This window comes from Bradyrhizobium mercantei, from assembly GCF_001982635.1.
GTDB lineage: Bacteria > Pseudomonadota > Alphaproteobacteria > Rhizobiales > Xanthobacteraceae > Bradyrhizobium > Bradyrhizobium mercantei.
Genome location: NZ_MKFI01000001.1, coordinates 995,095 through 1,011,573, shown reverse-complemented (window position 1 = coordinate 1,011,573; position 16,479 = coordinate 995,095). Strand labels below are relative to the sequence as shown.

The window sequence follows — 16,479 nt, the reverse complement described above, 5'->3', positions numbered from 1 at the left end:
GTATAAAAGTAGCGATTGACGCGCTGTCATATACTCATATAGATGACTATATGAATTCACCCCTCGACGACCGCCTGCCGCGCTACCAGCGTCTCCGCGACGACCTCGCCGCGCGCATCAACCGCAATGAATGGCGTCCCGGGGACCTGATCCCCTCGGAGGCCGAGCTCGGCGCGCATTACGGCGTCGCGATCGGCACCGTGCGCAAGGCGATCGATCAGCTCGTCAGCGACGGCGTGCTGGAGCGCCAGCAGGGCCGCGGCACCTTCGTGCGGCGTGCGCGCTTCAATTCCTCGCTGTTCCGCTTCTTCCGCTTCCAGTCCGAGAGCGGCGAGCGCCGCGTGCCGCGAAGCCGCATCCTGCGGCGCAAGGCGATGCCGGCGCCGTCAGCGGTGGCCTCGGCGTTGCGCATCGCCGTCGGCGAGCCCGTCATCAGCCTGTCGCGGCTGCGGCTGATCGACGAGGTGCCGCTGCTCGCCGAGGAGATCTGGCTCGAGAGATCGCGCTTCGAGGCGATCCTTGCGCTCGACATCGCCGAGTTCGGCGACTTGCTGTATCCGCTCTACGAGGACCGCTGCGGCCAGGTCGTGGTCTCGGCCGATGAAATCCTCACCGTCGAGATCGCGACCGAGATGCAATCGCGGCTGCTGCGGCTCAAGGCCAACGCGCCGCTGATCGTGATCGAGCGCCTTGCCTTCGATCTGGAGCGGCGGCCGATCGAATGGCGCCGCTCGCGCGGGCCGGCGGATCGCTTCCGCTACCACGCCGAGATCAGATGACCGCGGCAAGCAAATAAAACAACACAAGACATTTCAGGGAGGAATGATGGTGAACTGGTACAGCGAATGCTCGCCGCTCGAACGGCGCACCTTCTGGGCAAGCTTCGGCGGCTGGGGGTTAGATGCGCTCGACGTCCAGATGTTCAGCCTGGCTATACCGGCGCTGATCACCGCGTTCGGGATCAGCAAGGCCGACGCCGGTCTGCTCGGCTCGGTCACGCTGTTCTTCGGGGCGTTCGGCGGCTGGCTCGGCGGCGCGCTCGGCGATCGCTTCGGGCGGGTGAAGGCGTTGCAGATCACGGTGGCGACCTTTGCGCTCGCGACCTTCGCCTGTGCGTTTGCGATGAACTACAGCCAGCTCCTGGTGCTGAAGGCCATTCAAGGCATAGGCTTCGGCGCCGAATGGGCCTGCGGCGCGGTGCTGATGGCCGAGATCATTCGCGCCGAGCATCGCGGCAAGGCGCTCGGCGCCGTGCAGAGCGCCTGGGCGGTCGGCTGGGGCGCCGCGGTGCTGCTCTCGGCCTTGGTGTTTACCTATGCGCCGGCCGACATCGCCTGGCGCATGCTGTTCGCGGTCGGGCTGATCCCGGCGCTGTTGATCCTCTACATCCGCCGCGGCCTGAAGGAGCCACCGCGGGCCGCGTCGCGCGCAGCCGAACCGCCGTTCTTCGTAACGCTCGCCGGCATCTTCCACCGCGACGTGCTGCGCTCGACCTTGATCGGCGGCCTGTTCGGCATCGGCGCCCATGGCGGCTATGCGGCGCTGACGACGTTCCTGCCGACCTATCTGCGCGAGGTGCGGCATCTCTCGGTGCTCGGCTCCAGCGCCTATCTCGCCGTGATCATCATAGCCTTCTTCTGCGGTTGCGTGGCTTCGGGCATCATCAGCGACCGGATCGGGCGGCGCGCCAACGTGACGCTGTTCGCCGCCGCCTGCGTCGTCACGGTGCTGGTCTACATCTTCGCGCCGCTGTCCAACTCGCAGATGCTGGTGCTCGGCTTCCCGCTCGGCTTCTTCTCGGCCGGCATTCCCGCCAGCATGGCGGCGCTGTTCAGCGAGCTGTATCCGGCCGGCGTGCGCGGCACCGGCGTCGGCTTCTGCTACAATTTCGGCCGCATCGTCTCCGCGGCGTTTCCCTTCCTGGTCGGCTATCTCAGCGATCACATCGGCCTCGGGGCGGCGATCGGGATCGACGCCGCGTTCGCCTATTCGCTGGTGCTGCTCGCGGTGCTGATGCTGCCGGAAACCCGCGGCAAGGTTTTCGAGCAGGCCGCCGCCACGCGCGCGTGATGACGAGGAATAATCATGACATCGTACGAACACGGATTGACGCGGCGCCAGTTCGCCGCGGGAGTGGCGGCCGCGCTGTCGGCCGGCGGATTGACGGGCAAAGTGAGGGCTGAGGTGCCGAAGCTCGTGATCGATACCCACGCCCATGTCTTCCATCGCGGGCTGAAGCTCGCGCCGGGCCGCCGCTACGCGCCGGACTACGACGCGCCGCTCGCGCTCTATCTGCAACAGCTCGACCAGAACGGCATCACCAACGGCGTGCTGGTGCAGCCGAGCTTTCTCGGCACCGACAATTCCTATCTGGTCGAATGCCTGAAGGCGGCGGGCGGCCGCCTGCGCGGCATCGCGGTGGTTGATCCCACGGTCGGAGCCGAGGAGCTTCGTGAGCTCGATCGCGCCGGCGTGGCCGGCATCCGGCTCAATCTGGTCGGGCAGAAGCTGCCCGATCTGGCCTCGGGCGAGTGGACGGCGCTGCTGGCGCAGATCAGGACGCTCGACTGGCAGGTCGAGATCCAGCGCAACGCGACGGACCTTGCGAGGCTCGCGCCAACGCTGCTCGACCAGGGCGTCAAGGTCGTGCTCGATCATTTCGCCTTGCCCGATCCGAAGCTCGGCATCGACGATCCCGGATTCCAGTCGGTGCTCAAGCTCGGCGCGACGCGAAATGTCTGGGTCAAGATTTCGGCACCCTATCGCAACGGTCCCAACGGCGAGGCATTCGCGAAGCAGGCCTATCCGCTGCTGCGCAATGCCTACGGCGTCGACCGGCTGCTGTGGGGCAGCGACTGGCCGCACACGCAGTTCGAGACGACGCAGAATTACGCGAAGAACCGCAAATTCCTCGACGAGCTCGTCACCGACGCCGATGAGCGCGCGCGCGTGCTTGCGTCGCCGCGCGCGCTGTTTCGATTCTAGCTCACGTGTCTGGCTCGCGTGCGATTGTACCGAGTGTTCTGAAGGGCGTCGTTGCGGCTGTGCTACGATGCGTCATCGGTCGCGGGTGACCGGAGCACAAGGACAAGCACAATGCAGCGGCGCTATATCACCGTCGACGTTTTCACCGACCGCGCCTTCGGCGGCAACCCGCTCGGCGTGGTGCTCGACGCCCAGGGATTGTCGACCGAAGAGATGCAGGCGATCGCGACCGAGTTCAACTATTCCGAGACGACCTTCGTGCTGCCGCCGCAGGACAAGGCCAACGATGCCAACGTTCGCATCTTCACGGTGCGCTCGGAAATCCCGTTCGCCGGTCATCCCAATGTCGGTACCGCTTTCGTGCTGGCGAGCCTTGCGGCGAAGCCGCCGGAGCAGCTGCGGTTCGAGGAGAAGGCCGGCCTCGTGCCGGTCGCGATCCTGTCCGATGGCGGCAGGGTGATTGGCGCCGAGCTGACCGCGCCGCAGGCGTTGCAGCGGACCAATGAGGTGAGCGCGGCCGTTGCCGCCGCGTGCCTGTCGCTGTCGGCCGATGACGTGAAGACCGATCGGCATGTGCCGCAGGTCGTCTCGGTCGGCCTGCCGTTCCTGGTGGTGGAGATCGCCTCGCGCGAGGCGCTGAAGCGGGCGCGGCCCGATGCTGCGGCGTTCGCGAAGGCGCTGGCCGAGATCGGCCGCGACGTCGTCTATTTCTACACCCGCGACGTGCCGGCGAGCGAGCAACCGCTCGACCTGCAGGCACGCATGTTCCATCCCGGCGCGAGCGGGCTGTCCGAGGACCCTGCCACCGGCAGCGCGACTGCGGCTTGCGCGGCGCTCCTTGCCGACATCGATCCCGCGCGCGACGGCGAGTTGCGGCTGCGGATCGGGCAGGGCGTCGACATGGGCCGGCCGAGCCTGTTGCTGACGCGGGTGCAGAAGCAGGCCGGCGCCATCACATCGGTGCGTGTCGGCGGCGGTTGCGTGAAGATGATGGAAGGCACGATCAGCGTGCCGGGCGAAGGCGGCTAGGTCCGAAGCTAGACCTGCGGCGCGGCGAGGTTCTCGATCCTGACTCCGTCGCGCTCCTCGATGATCTCGGCGATCCAGCGGCGGTGGCAGTGCTCGTGGTCGCGCTCGTAGCAGAGGATGCAGACCGGGCCGGATTTCGTGACCAGTGCCGACAGCTCGTCGAGCTCCTCCTTGGCCTGCGCCGTCTTCAAGTGCGCCGAATAGATCTTGTGCAGCAGCGCATATTGCCCGCTGCGCGCCGCCTCCCGTCCGCTCTTCGGCGTGCCCAGGCCGCGGAGGTGGACGTAGCCGATGCCGCGCTCGTCGAGGCCCGCGGCGAGCTGGCTCTTGGAGAAGCCCGGGCGGCGCGAGGAGGCCACCGCGCGGACGTCGACCAGGAGCTTGACGCCGGCATGCTGGAGTTCGTCGAGCACCGCCTTCGACGGCGTCTGCTCGTAGCCGATGGTGAACAGCTTTTTCGCCCTCGCCATCGGTTGTCCCTACTTCACCCGTTCGATCAATTCCATCGCGCCCGCGGGCGCGCGGATCTTGCCCTCGTGGATCACGTAGGCGAACACGTCGCGCGGGGCCTTTTTCGGCGCAGTCTTGTCGACCTTCGGCAGGTCGTCCGGCTCGCCGCCGCCGGCCCAGTCCTGCAAGCGCCTGGCCCAGGCGTCGAGCTGCTTCGGCGGATAGCAGGTCTTCAATTCGTCATTGCCCTTTTGCAGCCGGGCATAGACGAAGTCGCTCGCGACGTCGGCGATCGCCGGATACTTGCCGTGCTCGGCGAACACCACCGGCACTTCGTGCTCGCGAATGAGGGTGATGAATTCGGGTACGCAAAAGCTGTCATGGCGCACCTCGACGACATGGCGCAGCACACGGCCATCGAGCTTGCGCGGCAGCAGCTCGAGGAACTTGCCGAAATCGGCGCCGTCGAACTTCTTGGTCGGCGCGAACTGCCAGAGCACCGGGCCGAGCCGGTCACGCAGCTCCAGCACACCCGAATCATAGAACCGCTTCACCGAATCGCCGGCCTCGGCGAGCACGCGGCGGTTGGTGGCGAAGCGCGGACCCTTCAGCGAGAAGATGAAGCCGTCGGGCACTTCGGCTGCCCATTTGCGGAAGCTCTCCGGCTTCTGCGATCCGTAATAGGTGCCGTTGATCTCGATCGAGGTCAGCTTGGAGGCGGCGTAGGACAGCTCTTTCGATTGCGCGAGCTTGTCCGGATAGAACACCCCGCGCCACGGCTCGAAGGTCCAGCCGCCGATGCCGATATAGATGTTGCCTGCGTCCGTCTTGGTTGTTTTTGCGTCGGTCTTGGTCGCCTTGGGGGGAGCTTTGGCCACGACTGCACTCATCGTGAGGGGAGGGAACAGGAAGCGAGAGTAGTCAAAATAATCGTGATTGGCCAGTTTGCCAGATTTGCGCGGCGGTGCTTATCGTGGTTGCCGGTGTTGGCTAGGATGCCGAAAAACGGGAGAACAACAATGCGCATGCTGGTTGCGGCCGCCCTCTTGATCACGTCCTCCGCCGCCATATCGTTCGCTGCAATGGCCGACGAGGTCGACGACGCGCACAAGCTCGCGATCACCGGCCGCGATGCCTACTGGAATTGTCTCGCCCGCGAATATCCCCGCGACAGCAACAAGGCGATGTCCGATCAGGAGTTCATCTCGCTGATCGCCAATGTCTGTCCCTCGGAGCGGCAGAACTTCCGGGTGTCGCTGATCGACTTCCTGTCGCTGCAATTTCCGAAACAGGATGCCGACGCCAATCTGACGACCGCCAACCGCGCGATCGAGCTGGCGCAGAAGGACATCGTGACCGCCTTCACCCGGCGCAAGGCCGCGGCGAAATAGGTTCCCGAATCCTGTTGCGGCCGGCCGATTTTTGATATCAATCCGCGCAGGCGAGGGGATCATCGGGATGAATTCACGATCGACGGCAGGTTTTTTGGGCGCACTGGTCGCAGCCATCGCGCTGGCGGCGGCGTTCATCTATGGGCCGTCGCCGAGCCAGCTCCGCAATCCGACCCAGCCTGCCGCGGCGCAGCCGCAGGCGGCTCCCGCCGAGGCCGCGCCGGCGGCCCCGGTGCCCCGCGGCCCGGTGATCCGGGAAGTCCCGAACAACTAGCGCCATCTGCCCCTTGCGGACCGCCTGAGGGGTTCCTATCTGGTCTCTAACGGCGACGTTGCAGCTTCAGGGCTCCGGCGCTGGGACGACCACGACAATTTGGCTGCGCCGGATGTACGCGCGCCCTTGTTCGTGGTCGTTGGCATTTTGAGGGGTGTTTTTGCCCCGTTTTCCCGCTTCCCGAGAGAGCGTTTCGGCCGGCCCGCCTTGGCAGCGGGGGAGGCTGCGGCTATACGCTGGCGCTCATGAACGAAGCCATCAAGCCAGGCCCCGAAGCCGCATTGCAGGCAGCAAACTTGCCGCAGCTCTCGGTGGTTGTCCCGACCTTCAACGAACGCGACAACGTCACGGTGCTCTACCGCCGGCTCGACGCGATCCTGAAGGACGTGTCCTGGGAAATCATCTTCGTCGACGACAATTCGCCCGACGGAACCTGGGACGTGGTGCGCGCGCTGGCGCGGAAGGATTCCCGCGTCCGCTGTATCCGCCGGATCGGCCGGCGCGGCCTGTCCGGCGCCTGCATCGAGGGCATCCTGGCATCGAGCGCGCCCTATGCCGCCGTGATGGATGCGGACCTGCAGCACGACGAGAGCCAGCTCCCGAAGATGCTGGCGCTGTTGCAGAGCGGCGAGGCCGAGCTCGTGGTCGGCAGCCGCTACATCGAGGGCTACAAGGCCGACGGCTTCAACAAGCAGCGCGCCGGCGCCAGCGCGTTCGCGACCGAGATCGCGCGCCGCGCGCTGAAGGTCGAGATCGCCGACCCCATGAGCGGCTTCTTCATGATCCGCCGCGATCGTTTCGAGCAGCTCGCGCCGCAGCTGTCGACGCAGGGCTTCAAGATCCTGCTCGACGTGGTGGCGACGGCGGACGGCAAGCTGCGCGCGGTTGAAATTCCCTACACGTTCGGGGCCCGCCAGCACGGCGAGAGCAAGCTCGACTCGATGGTCGCGCTCGACTTCCTCGGCCTGGTGCTCGCGAAGCTGACCAATGATCTGATCTCGCTGCGCTTCATCCTGTTCGCGGCCGTCGGCGGGCTCGGCCTGCTGGTGCATCTCATGGTGCTGTTCATCGCGCTGGAGCTGTTCAAGGCGCCATTCCCGGAGGCCCAGGCCTCCGGCGCGATCGTCGCCATGACCAGCAACTTCATCCTCAACAATTTCCTGACCTATCGCGACCAGCGCCTGAAGGGTTTTGGCATTCTGCGCGGCCTGCTGCTGTTCTATCTGGTCTGCAGCGTCGGCCTGCTCGCCAATGTCGGCGTCGCGTTTTCGGTCTACGACCAGGAGCCGATCTGGTGGCTTGCGGGCGCCGCCGGCGCGCTGATGGGCGTGGTGTGGAACTACGCGATGTCCGGGCTGTTCGTCTGGCGCAAGCGATGACGGTGGCATGAACCCGAACGAGGCGCGGCTGGCGCGGAACACCGCCCTTGCGGTGTGCGCGCTCGTGGTGCTGCGGCTGGCCGCCGCCGCATGGACGCCGCTGACCTTCGACGAAGCCTATTATTGGATGTGGTCGAAGTCGCTCGCGGGCGGCTATTACGACCATCCGCCGATGGTGGCAATCGTGATCCGGCTCGGCACCATGATCGCAGGCGACACGCCGTTCGGCGTGCGGCTGGTGTCGATCCTGCTTGCGCTGCCGATGAGCTGGGCGGTCTACCGGACTGCCGAGATCCTGTTCGGCGGCCCGCGCGTCGCGGCAAGTGCCGCGATCCTGCTCAATGTCACGCTGATGGCCGCCGTCGGCACGCTGATCGTGACGCCGGATTCGCCGCTACTGGTTGCGGCGAGCCTGCTGCTGTACGCGCTCGCCAAGGTGCTGGAGAGCGGCCGCGGCGCCTGGTGGCTCGCGGTCGGCGCCAGCGCCGGCGCGGCGCTGCTGTCGAAATACACCGCGCTGTTCTTTGGTCCGGCGATCCTGATCTGGCTCGCGGCGGTGCCGAAGCTGCGGCGCTGGTATCTCTCGCCCTGGCTCTATCTCGGCGGCCTGGTTGCGGCCGGCCTGTTCGCGCCGGTCATCCTCTGGAACGCCGATCACCAATGGGTGTCCTTCATCAAGCAGATGGGCCGCGCCCGGATCGAGGATTTCCGCCCGACCTACATCGCCGAGCTGATCCCGACGCAGTTTGCGTTCGCAACGCCGCTGGTCTTCATCCTCGGCGTCATGGGGCTCTACGCGCTCTCCCGGCGCCGCGACGGCGCGATGGCCGCGCGCGTGCTGATCAATACGATGTTCTGGACCATCGTGGTCTACTTCACCTGGCACGCGCTGCATGCGCGGGTCGAGGCCAACTGGTTCGCGCCGGTCTATCCCGCCTTTGCGGTGGCGGCCGCGGTCGCCGCGATCCAGGTGCAGTGGGCGCCGCGCGAGCAGCGCACGATCGATTTCTGCCGCCGCTGGGCGGCGCCCACCGGCGTCGTGCTGTTCGCGCTGCTGATCGTGCAGGCCAACACCGGCATGCTCTCGGGCTACCGCCGCGACGCCACCGTGCGCAGCGTCGGGGTCGGCTGGCCGGAGCTCGCCGGCGAGATCGAGGCGGCGCGTGTGCGCAGCGGCGCCGCTTGCGTGCTGGCGCCGGATTACGGCACCACCGGCTGGCTGGCCTTCTATCTGCCCAAGGGCACCTGCGTCGCCCAGCAGGGCCAGCGCATTCGCTGGGTCAACATGTCAGAGCCGAGTCCGGCGCAGCTGTCCGGCAAGCTGTTGTATGTGCATGAGGTCGATCAGGCGATGCCGGCCTCGGTGCGCGACAATTTCGCCCATGTCGAAACGGTGGCCGAGGCCAGGCGCATGCGCGGGCCGTTGATCGTCGAGACCTACGTGCTCGAGCTGCTGGAAGGTGCAAAGGGCGAGGTCTTCGACCGTTCGCCGCCGCCGGAACTCCAGTAAATCGCAGCCGTTGGATGTCGGACCGTCCCCGTCCGGCTCGTCTTCCAGGGAGCCCGTCAACCACGCGAGGTTCCAACCATGACCAGTTCCGTCCTCAAGCCCGCCGCCGAGCTCGCCGCGACCAATCTCAGGCGCGTTCCCAACGAGAGCGCCGAATATCGCCGGGCGCGCCAGGCGCTGCTCGTCGAGGAGATCGAGCTGCGCCGCCATATCGAGCGCGTCGCCGAGCTGCGCCGCGCCTTGCCGCCGGGCGGCGAGGTGACCAAGGCCTATCAGTTTACCGGCGAGTCCGGCGCGGCGTCGCTCGCCGATCTCTTCGGCAACAAGCAGACGCTGATCGTCTACAGCTACATGTTCGGCCCGCAGCGCGAGAAGCCGTGCCCGATGTGCACGTCATTCATGAGCACATGGGAAGAGAAGCTGCCCGATATCGAGCAGCGCGTGTCGTTCGTGTTCACGGCGCGCTCGCCGATCGCACGATTGATCGAGGCGAAAAAAGCGCGCGGCTGGACCCGTCACAGGATCTACTCGGATCCGTCGGGCGACTACACGCGCGACTACGTCAACAAGGATGACGCCGACTTGCCCGGCTACAATGTCTTCACCCGCCACAACGGCACGATCCGGCATTTCTGGGGAGGCGAAATGGGCGGAGGCACGATGGATCCCGGCCAGGACCCGCGCGGCGCGCCGGACATGGATCCGCTGTGGACCTTGCTCGACACCACGCGCGAGGGCCGCGGCACGGACTGGTATCCGAAGCTGAGCTATTGAGGAGATGGTTTTTGCGCGATCCCCGCGTCATTACGGGGCGATCGGCAAGGAAATTCTCTCCTGAATTTATTCCGGCATGCCGCGCCAAAGCGGCATGCCGGAATGTCCCGCAATGGGACAAAAAAGCCCCTTTGGCGGTCCAATGTCATCTTAAAAAAGCCCTACGCCACAGGCACTTCCCGCGCTGCAGGGGATGCGCCCAGTTAAGCGGCATTTAACTAAAAGTCGCCTTAATGGCCGTCTGTGCCCCCTGCGCTACGGTTACGCCGAGACATCGTTCGGCAGATCCAGTGTGGGGACAAAGGTGGACCTGTTTTGAGCGTCGGGCGTATGGGTACGAGTGCGAGTGCGTATGTTCTTGGGGCGCCGAGCCGCAAGAAATCATCCCGAAAAATCCTTCCGCAGCATTTCTTTGGCAGCGCCGCGGTCGCGGCTCTGGTTCTCGGCTGCGCCTGGACCGTCTACGCCAACATCTTCGCGGCGAGCGTCTTTCCGTCGGTCGGCAATGCGTCGTTTGATGCGCCGGTGGCGAAGCGGCCCGTGGCGGTCGCAGCGCGGCCGGCACCCGCATTCAACGAGGTGTTCGCGTCCCTGACGCCGGCGCCTGTGGCGCCCGCAAAGACCGAGGTCGCGAAGTCGGAAGCTCCGGCGGCTTCGCTTATGTTTAACGATCGGTTTGCGGCGGCCTCGCCTGAGGGCGTGGCGTCGAGTGTCGTGGCCGACGCCGCATCGCAGATCGACCCGATCAAACAAGCCGCCGCGCCCAGGGGCACCGAAGCGGCGAGGGCGGTCGCCTCAGCAGAGCTTGCCGAGACATCGAAGCCGTTGCCGGCGCCGAAGTCGGTCGAGGCCGCGAAGAAGCAGGCCGCCGCCAATCTGAAGGTGGCGCTCAACGACCCCACCGCCAATGTTCAGACTCCTGAGGCGAAGGCACCCGAGGCGAAGCCCGCCGAGGCCAAGCAGGCAGCGAAATCCGGCGGCGTTCGCGACATGGCCGCGCGCGCCAAGGCCGCGGTGATGTCGATCGCCTCGAACGAGCGGCACACCATGGTCGAGAAGCTGTGGGGCAAGCGCGAGTCGAGCGGCGGACTGCTGTCGTTTGCCTCGGCCGACGCCAATGTGACCGGCAGCATCCCCTCGACGCTGGACCAGAACCCGATGCTCGGCGGCTCGCCGCCCTATGACCGCCAGACCGCGGTGTACGACATCTCGGCCAGGACCGTGTACCTGCCCGACGGCACCCGCCTCGAGGCGCATTCGGGCCTCGGCTCCAGGCTCGACGATCCCCGGTCCTCGCATCTGAAGATGGTCGGTGTGACGCCGCCGCACATTTACGAGCTGAAGCCGCGCGAGGCGCTGTTCCACGGCGTGCCGGCGCTGCGGCTCAATCCGATCGGCGGCGAGGGCAAGATCTTCAACCGCGTCGGCCTGCTCGCGCACACCTTCATGCTCGGCCCGAACGGCGACTCCAACGGTTGCGTCTCGTTCAAGGACTATTACGCGTTCCTCGACGCCTACCGCAACAAAGGCATCCGCCGCCTCGCGGTGCTGGCGCGGATTCAGTAGGCGCATTCTGCGCGAGGGCGTGGACTCACGCCCGCGAGCCGCGCGACGAAGTCCAGGTTCCTGTCCGAAGGTCGGTGTGCCGTTCCCTTGAAAGGCTGCGTGGAGCGCTATATTCTCCGGCATACAAGGATGCCAGGGCCAACGCGCCGCGCTCCCGAGGGTCTGTAGAACCCGCGGAGCAGGGGAGGAGAGCATGAGCCGGTCGCCAGGCGTCATGCACACGGACAAGGTTCTCGACGTGCTGGCCGGAGGCGGAGCGCCATCCGAGCTGTCGGCGTCGTGGCGTCGCTCCGGCCATCTGCATGCGCTCGATCCGGCGAGCCGCCTGCCGTCGCATCGTCTCGGCCAGGCTGAAATCGCCGCCGCACAGCAGCGCCTCGGTGAATTCCTGAAAGTCGCACAGAGCACGCTCGACCGGCTGTTCCTGGCCGTGGGCGGCGTCGGCTGTTCGGTGCTGCTCGCGGACCGCGACGGCGTCGTCGTCGACCGGCGCGGCGCGGGTGCCGATGACGCGACCTTCGACGCCTGGGGGCTGTGGACCGGTGCGGTCTGGAGCGAGAAGTACGAGGGCACCAATGGCATCGGCACCTGCATCGTCGAGAAACGTGCGCTGTCGATCGACCGCGAGCAGCACTTCTTCACCCGCAATTCCGCTCTGTTCTGCACCACCGCGCCGATCTTCGACGAGCATGGCGAGCTTGCCGCTGCCCTCGATGTCTCGTCCTGCCGGGCGGACCTCACCGAAGGATTTTCCCGGCTGATCGCGACCACGGTCACCGACGCCGCGCGCGCGATCGAGGCCGAGAATTTTCGCCGGGCGTTTCCCGATGCGCGGATCCTGCTGACGCCGCGAAGCGAGCGCGCCGTCAACTCGCTGCTGGCGGTCGATCGCGACGACCTCGTGATCGGTGCGACGCGGGCGGCGCGGCGCGCGCTCGGCCTCAACGCGGCGTCGCTGGCGCGGCCATTGCCGGCGGCTGATCTGATCGGCGAGACGCGCGAGGATGGCGGCCTGGCTGCCGCGGAACGTGCAGCATTGCAGCGCGCGCTGGCACGCGCCGGCGGCAACGTGTCGAAAGCCGCCAGGGATCTCGACATGTCCCGCGCCACGTTGCACCGCAAGCTGAAGCAGCTCGGCCTGCACCGCTAGGGCAGGATGAGTATTGATTGAATCGGCTTGGCGCAGTCTCAGTTCACCTCTCCCCGGCGGGGAGAGGTCGGATTGCGAAGCAATCCGGGTGAGGGCTCTTGCTCCCTCGATCGACCGTTACCCCTCACCCGATTTGCTGCGCAAATCGACCTCTCCCAAGGGAGAGGTGAACTTTCGACGCCGTTGCAGCTCAACCCAATCCCATCATGCCCTAGGGCATTTCACCAGGCTCAAACCGGCGTCCGGAGCACCGCTGCGCCGGTGCCAATTTGCGGCGCACTCTGTCTCAGATTTGCGACAGTTCCCCTGCGGCCGTTGGGGTCGGCCCCTGTTCTGTCCGCCTGATTTGGCCGAGCGTTCCGGCCCAACGCCGTGTGCATCGGCGTGCCAACGGAGGAACACATGAACAAGGTTGACATGCAGTCCGTGCTCAAGGCGCCGTTTGCCAAGCGTTACGGCAATTTCATCGGCGGCGAATGGCGCGAGCCCCATTCCGGAAAATATTTCGACAACGTCTCGCCGGTGACTGGACTTCCGATCTGCGAGATCCCGCGGTCGGATGCCGCCGACATCGAGGCCGCGCTCGATGCCGCGCATGCCGCCAAGGACGCCTGGGGCAAGACCAGCGTCGCCGAGCGTTCGCTGATCCTCAACAGGATCGCCGATCGGATGGAGACCAATCTCGAGAAGCTCGCCACCGCCGAGACCTGGGACAACGGCAAGCCGATCCGCGAGACCATGGCCGCCGACCTGCCGCTCGCGATCGACCACTTCCGCTATTTCGCCAGCGCGATCCGCGGTCAAGAGGGCTCGATCTCCGAGATCGACCATGACACCGTCGCCTATCACTTCCACGAGCCGCTCGGCGTGGTCGGGCAGATCATTCCCTGGAATTTCCCGATCCTGATGGCGGTCTGGAAGCTCGCGCCGGCGCTCGCCGCCGGCAACTGCGTCGTGCTCAAGCCGGCCGAGCAGACCCCGGCGTCGATCATGACGTTGCTCGAACTGGTCGGCGATCTCCTGCCCAAGGGCGTGCTCAACGTCGTCAACGGCTTTGGCCTCGAAGCCGGCAAACCGCTCGCCTCGTCGAACCGGATCGCCAAGATCGCCTTCACCGGCGAGACCACGACCGGCCGGCTGATCATGCAATACGCCTCGCAGAACCTGATCCCGGTGACGCTTGAACTCGGCGGCAAGTCGCCGAACATCTTCTTCAAGGATGTCTGCGCCGACGACGACGATTTCTTCGACAAGGCGATCGAAGGCTTTGTGATGTTCGCGCTCAACCAGGGCGAGGTCTGCACCTGTCCGAGCCGGGCCCTGATCCATGAATCGATCTACGACCGCTTCATGGAGCGCGCGCTGAAGCGCGTGGCCGCGATCACGCAGGGCAGCCCGCTCGACCCATCCACCATGATCGGCGCGCAGGCCTCCTCCGAGCAGCTCGAGAAGATCCTGTCCTATATCGACATCGGCAAGAAGGAGGGCGCCAAGGTTCTGGCCGGCGGCGAGCGCAACAATCTCGGTGGCGGACTGTCGGGCGGCTATTACGTCAAGCCGACCGTGTTCGAGGGCAACAACAAGATGCGCGTGTTCCAGGAGGAGATTTTTGGGCCGGTGGTGTCGGTCACGACCTTCAAGACCGATGAAGAGGCGCTTTCGATCGCCAACGACACGCTCTATGGCCTCGGCGCCGGTGTCTGGAGCCGCGATGCCAATCGCTGCTACCGCTTCGGCCGCGCCATCCAGGCCGGCCGGGTCTGGACCAACTGCTATCACGCCTATCCGGCGCATGCGGCGTTCGGCGGCTACAAGCAGTCCGGCGTCGGCCGTGAGAACCACAAGATGATGCTCGACCATTACCAGCAGACCAAGAACATGCTGGTGAGCTACAGCGCGAAGAAGCTTGGCTTCTTCTGAGATCCCGGCTGCCCCGCGTTCAGGGGACGCGGACGACAGGCTTCGGCGGGATGTCCCGCCGGAGCCCCCTTCACGGAGGCCGAGGTGGCTGACAAGGTGACCGCGACGCCGGCTGCGCTGGAGCTGATCGCCGAGATCGTGGCCGATCATGGGCCGGTGCTGTTTCACCAGTCCGGCGGCTGCTGCGACGGTTCGTCGCCGATGTGCTATCCGCAAGGCGAATTCCTGATCGGCGATCACGACGTCAAGCTCGGCGAGATCGGCGGCGCACCGTTCTACATCAGCGGTTCGCAATATGACGTCTGGAAGCACACCGACCTGATCATCGACGTCGTTCCCGGCCGCGGCGGGATGTTCTCGCTCGACAATGGCCGCGAGCGCCGGTTCCTGACCCGGTCCGAGATCTGCGCGCTGCCGCCGCGCGAGGCGAAGTAGGGCGCCGCGACCGGCACCGATCTGGAACTGGAGGCCATTGTCGCTATACTGCGCTGATCCAAAGCGAGTCCCGGCTCGGCAACGGATCTGGTGCAAAGCGAACATGTCTCCGACGCCCCCCATCGAAACCCCGCCGCCGATCACGACCGAAGCGTTCGTCGATGCCGCGGCGGCGGTTGCCCGCCTCGAAGAGATTTACGAGCGCAACACCGGCTTCCTGCGCAATCGCTTCGAGGCCTATGTCAACGGCGCCGTGATCACCACGCGGGTGCGCGCGCATTATCCGTTCGTCCGCATCACGACCTCGTCGCATGCCCGGCTCGATTCGCGGCTCGCCTATGGCTTCGTCGCAGGGCCTGGCATTCATGAGACCAGCATCACGCGGCCGGATATTTTCCGCACCTATCTCACCGAGCAGATCGGGCTCTTGATCAAGAACCATGGCGTGGCGGTCGAGATCGGCGAGTCCAACGAGCCGATTCCGATCCATTTCGCCTACCGGCGCGACATCAATATCGAGGCGGCACTGACGATTGCCGATAGCTCGGCGTTCACCCGATCGCTGCGCGACATCTTCGATACGCCGGATCTCGCCGCGATGGACGATGCGATCGCCGACGGAACGTTCGAGCTGACGCCGGGCACGCCGGAGCCATTGGCGCTGTTCCGCGCCGCGCGGGTCGATTACTCCTTGCGCCGACTCTATCACTACACCGGCACCGATCCGGAGCACTTCCAGAATTTCGTGATCTTCACCAACTACCAGTTCTATGTCGACGCCTTCGCGCAATCGAGCCTGCAGCGTCTGGCTACGGGCGAGCAGGACATCGAGGCGTTCGTCGCACCGGGCAACGTGATCACGCAAAATGCGCGGCTCGGCGGCGGCACCATGGGCACCGCATCAGAGCGCGTCCCGCAGATGCCGGCGTTTCATCTGGTCGAGCCCGGCTATCGCGGCATCACCCTGATCAATATCGGGATCGGTCCGTCGAACGCGCGCAACATCACCGATCACGTGGCGGTGCTGCGGCCGCATGCCTGGCTGATGATCGGGCATTGCGCCGGCTTGCGGAATACGCAGCGGCTCGGCGACTACGTGCTCGCCCACGGTTATGTCCGCGAGGATCACGTGCTCGATCACGAGCTGCCGCTGTGGGTGCCGATCCCCGCGCTTGCGGAAATGCAGGTCGCGCTCGAGGAGGCGGTCGGCGAGGTGACCGGGCTCTCAGGCTTCGAGCTGAAGCGGCTGATGCGGACCGGCACGGTCGCCAGCGTCGACAACCGCAACTGGGAGATCAGCGGGCCGCAGGTGATCCGGCGGATGTCGCAGTCGCGCTCGATCGCGCTCGACATGGAATCGGCGACGATCGCCGCCAACGGCTATCGCTTCCGCGTCCCCTATGGCACGCTGCTGTGCGTCTCCGACAAGCCGCTGCATGGCGAGATCAAGCTCGCGGGCATGGCGAGCGAGTTCTACCGCCAGCGCGTCGGCCAGCACCTTCAGATCGGGCTGAAGGCGCTGGAGCGGCTCAAGCAGCAGGAATCCGAGCGGCTGCATTCGCGCAAGCTGCGCAGCTTCGCCGAGGTCGCGTTTCAGTAGAGCATGATCCGGAAAT

Annotated in this window: 16 protein-coding genes; 14 read left to right on the top strand and 2 right to left on the bottom strand. The window is 65.9% G+C overall.

The window, feature by feature from the left end; genetic code table 11:
- The first annotated feature begins 50 nt into the window (after positions 1 to 50).
- The 4 genes from BI327_RS04940 to BI327_RS04925 all read left to right on the top strand — a co-directional run bounded on the left by BI327_RS04940 (position 51) and on the right by BI327_RS04925 (position 4,014).
- The gene (locus BI327_RS04940) at positions 51 to 779 is read left to right on the top strand and encodes a GntR family transcriptional regulator (protein WP_076858615.1); all 729 of its coding nucleotides are present in this window, start codon (positions 51 to 53) and stop codon (positions 777 to 779) included.
- A 46-nt stretch (positions 780 to 825) separates the two neighbouring features.
- Positions 826 to 2,070, top strand: a complete 1,245-nt coding sequence (locus BI327_RS04935) for an MFS transporter (protein WP_076859215.1) — start codon at positions 826 to 828, stop codon at positions 2,068 to 2,070.
- Between the two features lie 15 nt (positions 2,071 to 2,085).
- Positions 2,086 to 2,985: an amidohydrolase family protein gene (locus tag BI327_RS04930; protein ID WP_076858614.1), complete on the top strand. Its 900-nt coding sequence runs from the start codon at positions 2,086 to 2,088 to the stop codon at positions 2,983 to 2,985.
- A 111-nt stretch (positions 2,986 to 3,096) separates the two neighbouring features.
- Positions 3,097 to 4,014: a PhzF family phenazine biosynthesis protein gene (locus BI327_RS04925; protein ID WP_076858613.1), complete on the top strand. Its 918-nt coding sequence runs from the start codon at positions 3,097 to 3,099 to the stop codon at positions 4,012 to 4,014.
- 8 nt (positions 4,015 to 4,022) lie between these two features.
- On the opposite strand, the gene BI327_RS04920 is transcribed toward BI327_RS04925, so the two are convergent.
- Positions 4,023 to 4,484 (bottom strand): DUF488 domain-containing protein, encoded by a 462-nt coding sequence (locus tag BI327_RS04920; RefSeq protein ID WP_076858612.1) that lies wholly within the window; start codon positions 4,482 to 4,484, stop codon positions 4,023 to 4,025.
- Between the two features lie 9 nt (positions 4,485 to 4,493).
- Positions 4,494 to 5,342: a DUF72 domain-containing protein gene (locus BI327_RS04915; RefSeq protein WP_089025370.1), complete on the bottom strand. Its 849-nt coding sequence runs from the start codon at positions 5,340 to 5,342 to the stop codon at positions 4,494 to 4,496.
- Between the two features lie 141 nt (positions 5,343 to 5,483).
- On the opposite strand from BI327_RS04915, the gene BI327_RS04910 reads away from it, so the two are divergent.
- The 10 genes from BI327_RS04910 (at position 5,484) to BI327_RS04865 (ending at position 16,463) form a co-directional block, all read left to right on the top strand.
- Positions 5,484 to 5,855 carry a hypothetical protein gene (locus BI327_RS04910; RefSeq protein WP_076858610.1) on the top strand — a complete coding sequence of 124 codons (372 nt, stop codon included), beginning with the start codon at positions 5,484 to 5,486 and terminating at the stop codon, positions 5,853 to 5,855.
- A 67-nt stretch (positions 5,856 to 5,922) separates the two neighbouring features.
- The gene (locus BI327_RS04905; RefSeq protein ID WP_076858609.1) at positions 5,923 to 6,129 is read left to right on the top strand and encodes a hypothetical protein; all 207 of its coding nucleotides are present in this window, start codon (positions 5,923 to 5,925) and stop codon (positions 6,127 to 6,129) included.
- Positions 6,130 to 6,374: 245 nt separating this feature from the next.
- Positions 6,375 to 7,508, top strand: a complete 1,134-nt coding sequence (locus BI327_RS04900; RefSeq protein WP_076858608.1) for a glycosyltransferase — start codon at positions 6,375 to 6,377, stop codon at positions 7,506 to 7,508.
- Between the two features lie 7 nt (positions 7,509 to 7,515).
- Positions 7,516 to 9,018, top strand: a complete 1,503-nt coding sequence (locus BI327_RS04895) for a glycosyltransferase family 39 protein (protein WP_076858607.1) — start codon at positions 7,516 to 7,518, stop codon at positions 9,016 to 9,018.
- 78 nt (positions 9,019 to 9,096) lie between these two features.
- On the top strand, positions 9,097 to 9,792 hold the full coding sequence (locus BI327_RS04890; RefSeq protein ID WP_076858606.1) for a DUF899 family protein: 696 nt from the start codon (positions 9,097 to 9,099) through the stop codon (positions 9,790 to 9,792).
- 330 nt (positions 9,793 to 10,122) lie between these two features.
- Positions 10,123 to 11,358: a tlde1 domain-containing protein gene (locus tag BI327_RS04885; protein WP_347337654.1), complete on the top strand. Its 1,236-nt coding sequence runs from the start codon at positions 10,123 to 10,125 to the stop codon at positions 11,356 to 11,358.
- Positions 11,359 to 11,551: 193 nt separating this feature from the next.
- Positions 11,552 to 12,508, top strand: coding sequence for a helix-turn-helix domain-containing protein (locus tag BI327_RS04880; protein ID WP_076858605.1), 957 nt, complete (start codon positions 11,552 to 11,554; stop codon positions 12,506 to 12,508).
- A gap of 402 nt (positions 12,509 to 12,910) precedes the next feature.
- Positions 12,911 to 14,428: an aldehyde dehydrogenase gene (gene adh, locus BI327_RS04875; protein WP_076858604.1), complete on the top strand. Its 1,518-nt coding sequence runs from the start codon at positions 12,911 to 12,913 to the stop codon at positions 14,426 to 14,428.
- Positions 14,429 to 14,512: 84 nt separating this feature from the next.
- A complete protein-coding gene (locus BI327_RS04870; protein ID WP_076858603.1) occupies positions 14,513 to 14,863 on the top strand; it encodes a DUF779 domain-containing protein in 351 nt (116 codons plus the stop codon).
- A gap of 103 nt (positions 14,864 to 14,966) precedes the next feature.
- The gene (locus tag BI327_RS04865) at positions 14,967 to 16,463 is read left to right on the top strand and encodes an AMP nucleosidase (RefSeq protein ID WP_076858602.1); all 1,497 of its coding nucleotides are present in this window, start codon (positions 14,967 to 14,969) and stop codon (positions 16,461 to 16,463) included.
- Positions 16,464 to 16,479: the final 16 nt, after the last annotated feature.

Coding starts and splice junctions, on each gene's coding strand:
- BI327_RS04865 (WP_076858602.1), top strand. CDS start 14,967: ATGTCTCCGACGCCCCCCATCGAAACCCCGCCGCCGATCACGACCGAA.
- BI327_RS04925 (WP_076858613.1), top strand. CDS start 3,097: ATGCAGCGGCGCTATATCACCGTCGACGTTTTCACCGACCGCGCCTTC.
- BI327_RS04900 (WP_076858608.1), top strand. CDS start 6,375: ATGAACGAAGCCATCAAGCCAGGCCCCGAAGCCGCATTGCAGGCAGCA.
- BI327_RS04895 (WP_076858607.1), top strand. CDS start 7,516: ATGAACCCGAACGAGGCGCGGCTGGCGCGGAACACCGCCCTTGCGGTG.
- BI327_RS04930 (WP_076858614.1), top strand. CDS start 2,086: ATGACATCGTACGAACACGGATTGACGCGGCGCCAGTTCGCCGCGGGA.
- BI327_RS04885 (WP_347337654.1), top strand. CDS start 10,123: ATGGGTACGAGTGCGAGTGCGTATGTTCTTGGGGCGCCGAGCCGCAAG.
- BI327_RS04935 (WP_076859215.1), top strand. CDS start 826: ATGGTGAACTGGTACAGCGAATGCTCGCCGCTCGAACGGCGCACCTTC.
- BI327_RS04905 (WP_076858609.1), top strand. CDS start 5,923: ATGAATTCACGATCGACGGCAGGTTTTTTGGGCGCACTGGTCGCAGCC.
- BI327_RS04920 (WP_076858612.1), bottom strand. CDS start 4,484: ATGGCGAGGGCGAAAAAGCTGTTCACCATCGGCTACGAGCAGACGCCG.
- BI327_RS04910 (WP_076858610.1), top strand. CDS start 5,484: ATGCGCATGCTGGTTGCGGCCGCCCTCTTGATCACGTCCTCCGCCGCC.
- BI327_RS04880 (WP_076858605.1), top strand. CDS start 11,552: ATGAGCCGGTCGCCAGGCGTCATGCACACGGACAAGGTTCTCGACGTG.
- adh (WP_076858604.1), top strand. CDS start 12,911: ATGAACAAGGTTGACATGCAGTCCGTGCTCAAGGCGCCGTTTGCCAAG.
- BI327_RS04940 (WP_076858615.1), top strand. CDS start 51: ATGAATTCACCCCTCGACGACCGCCTGCCGCGCTACCAGCGTCTCCGC.
- BI327_RS04890 (WP_076858606.1), top strand. CDS start 9,097: ATGACCAGTTCCGTCCTCAAGCCCGCCGCCGAGCTCGCCGCGACCAAT.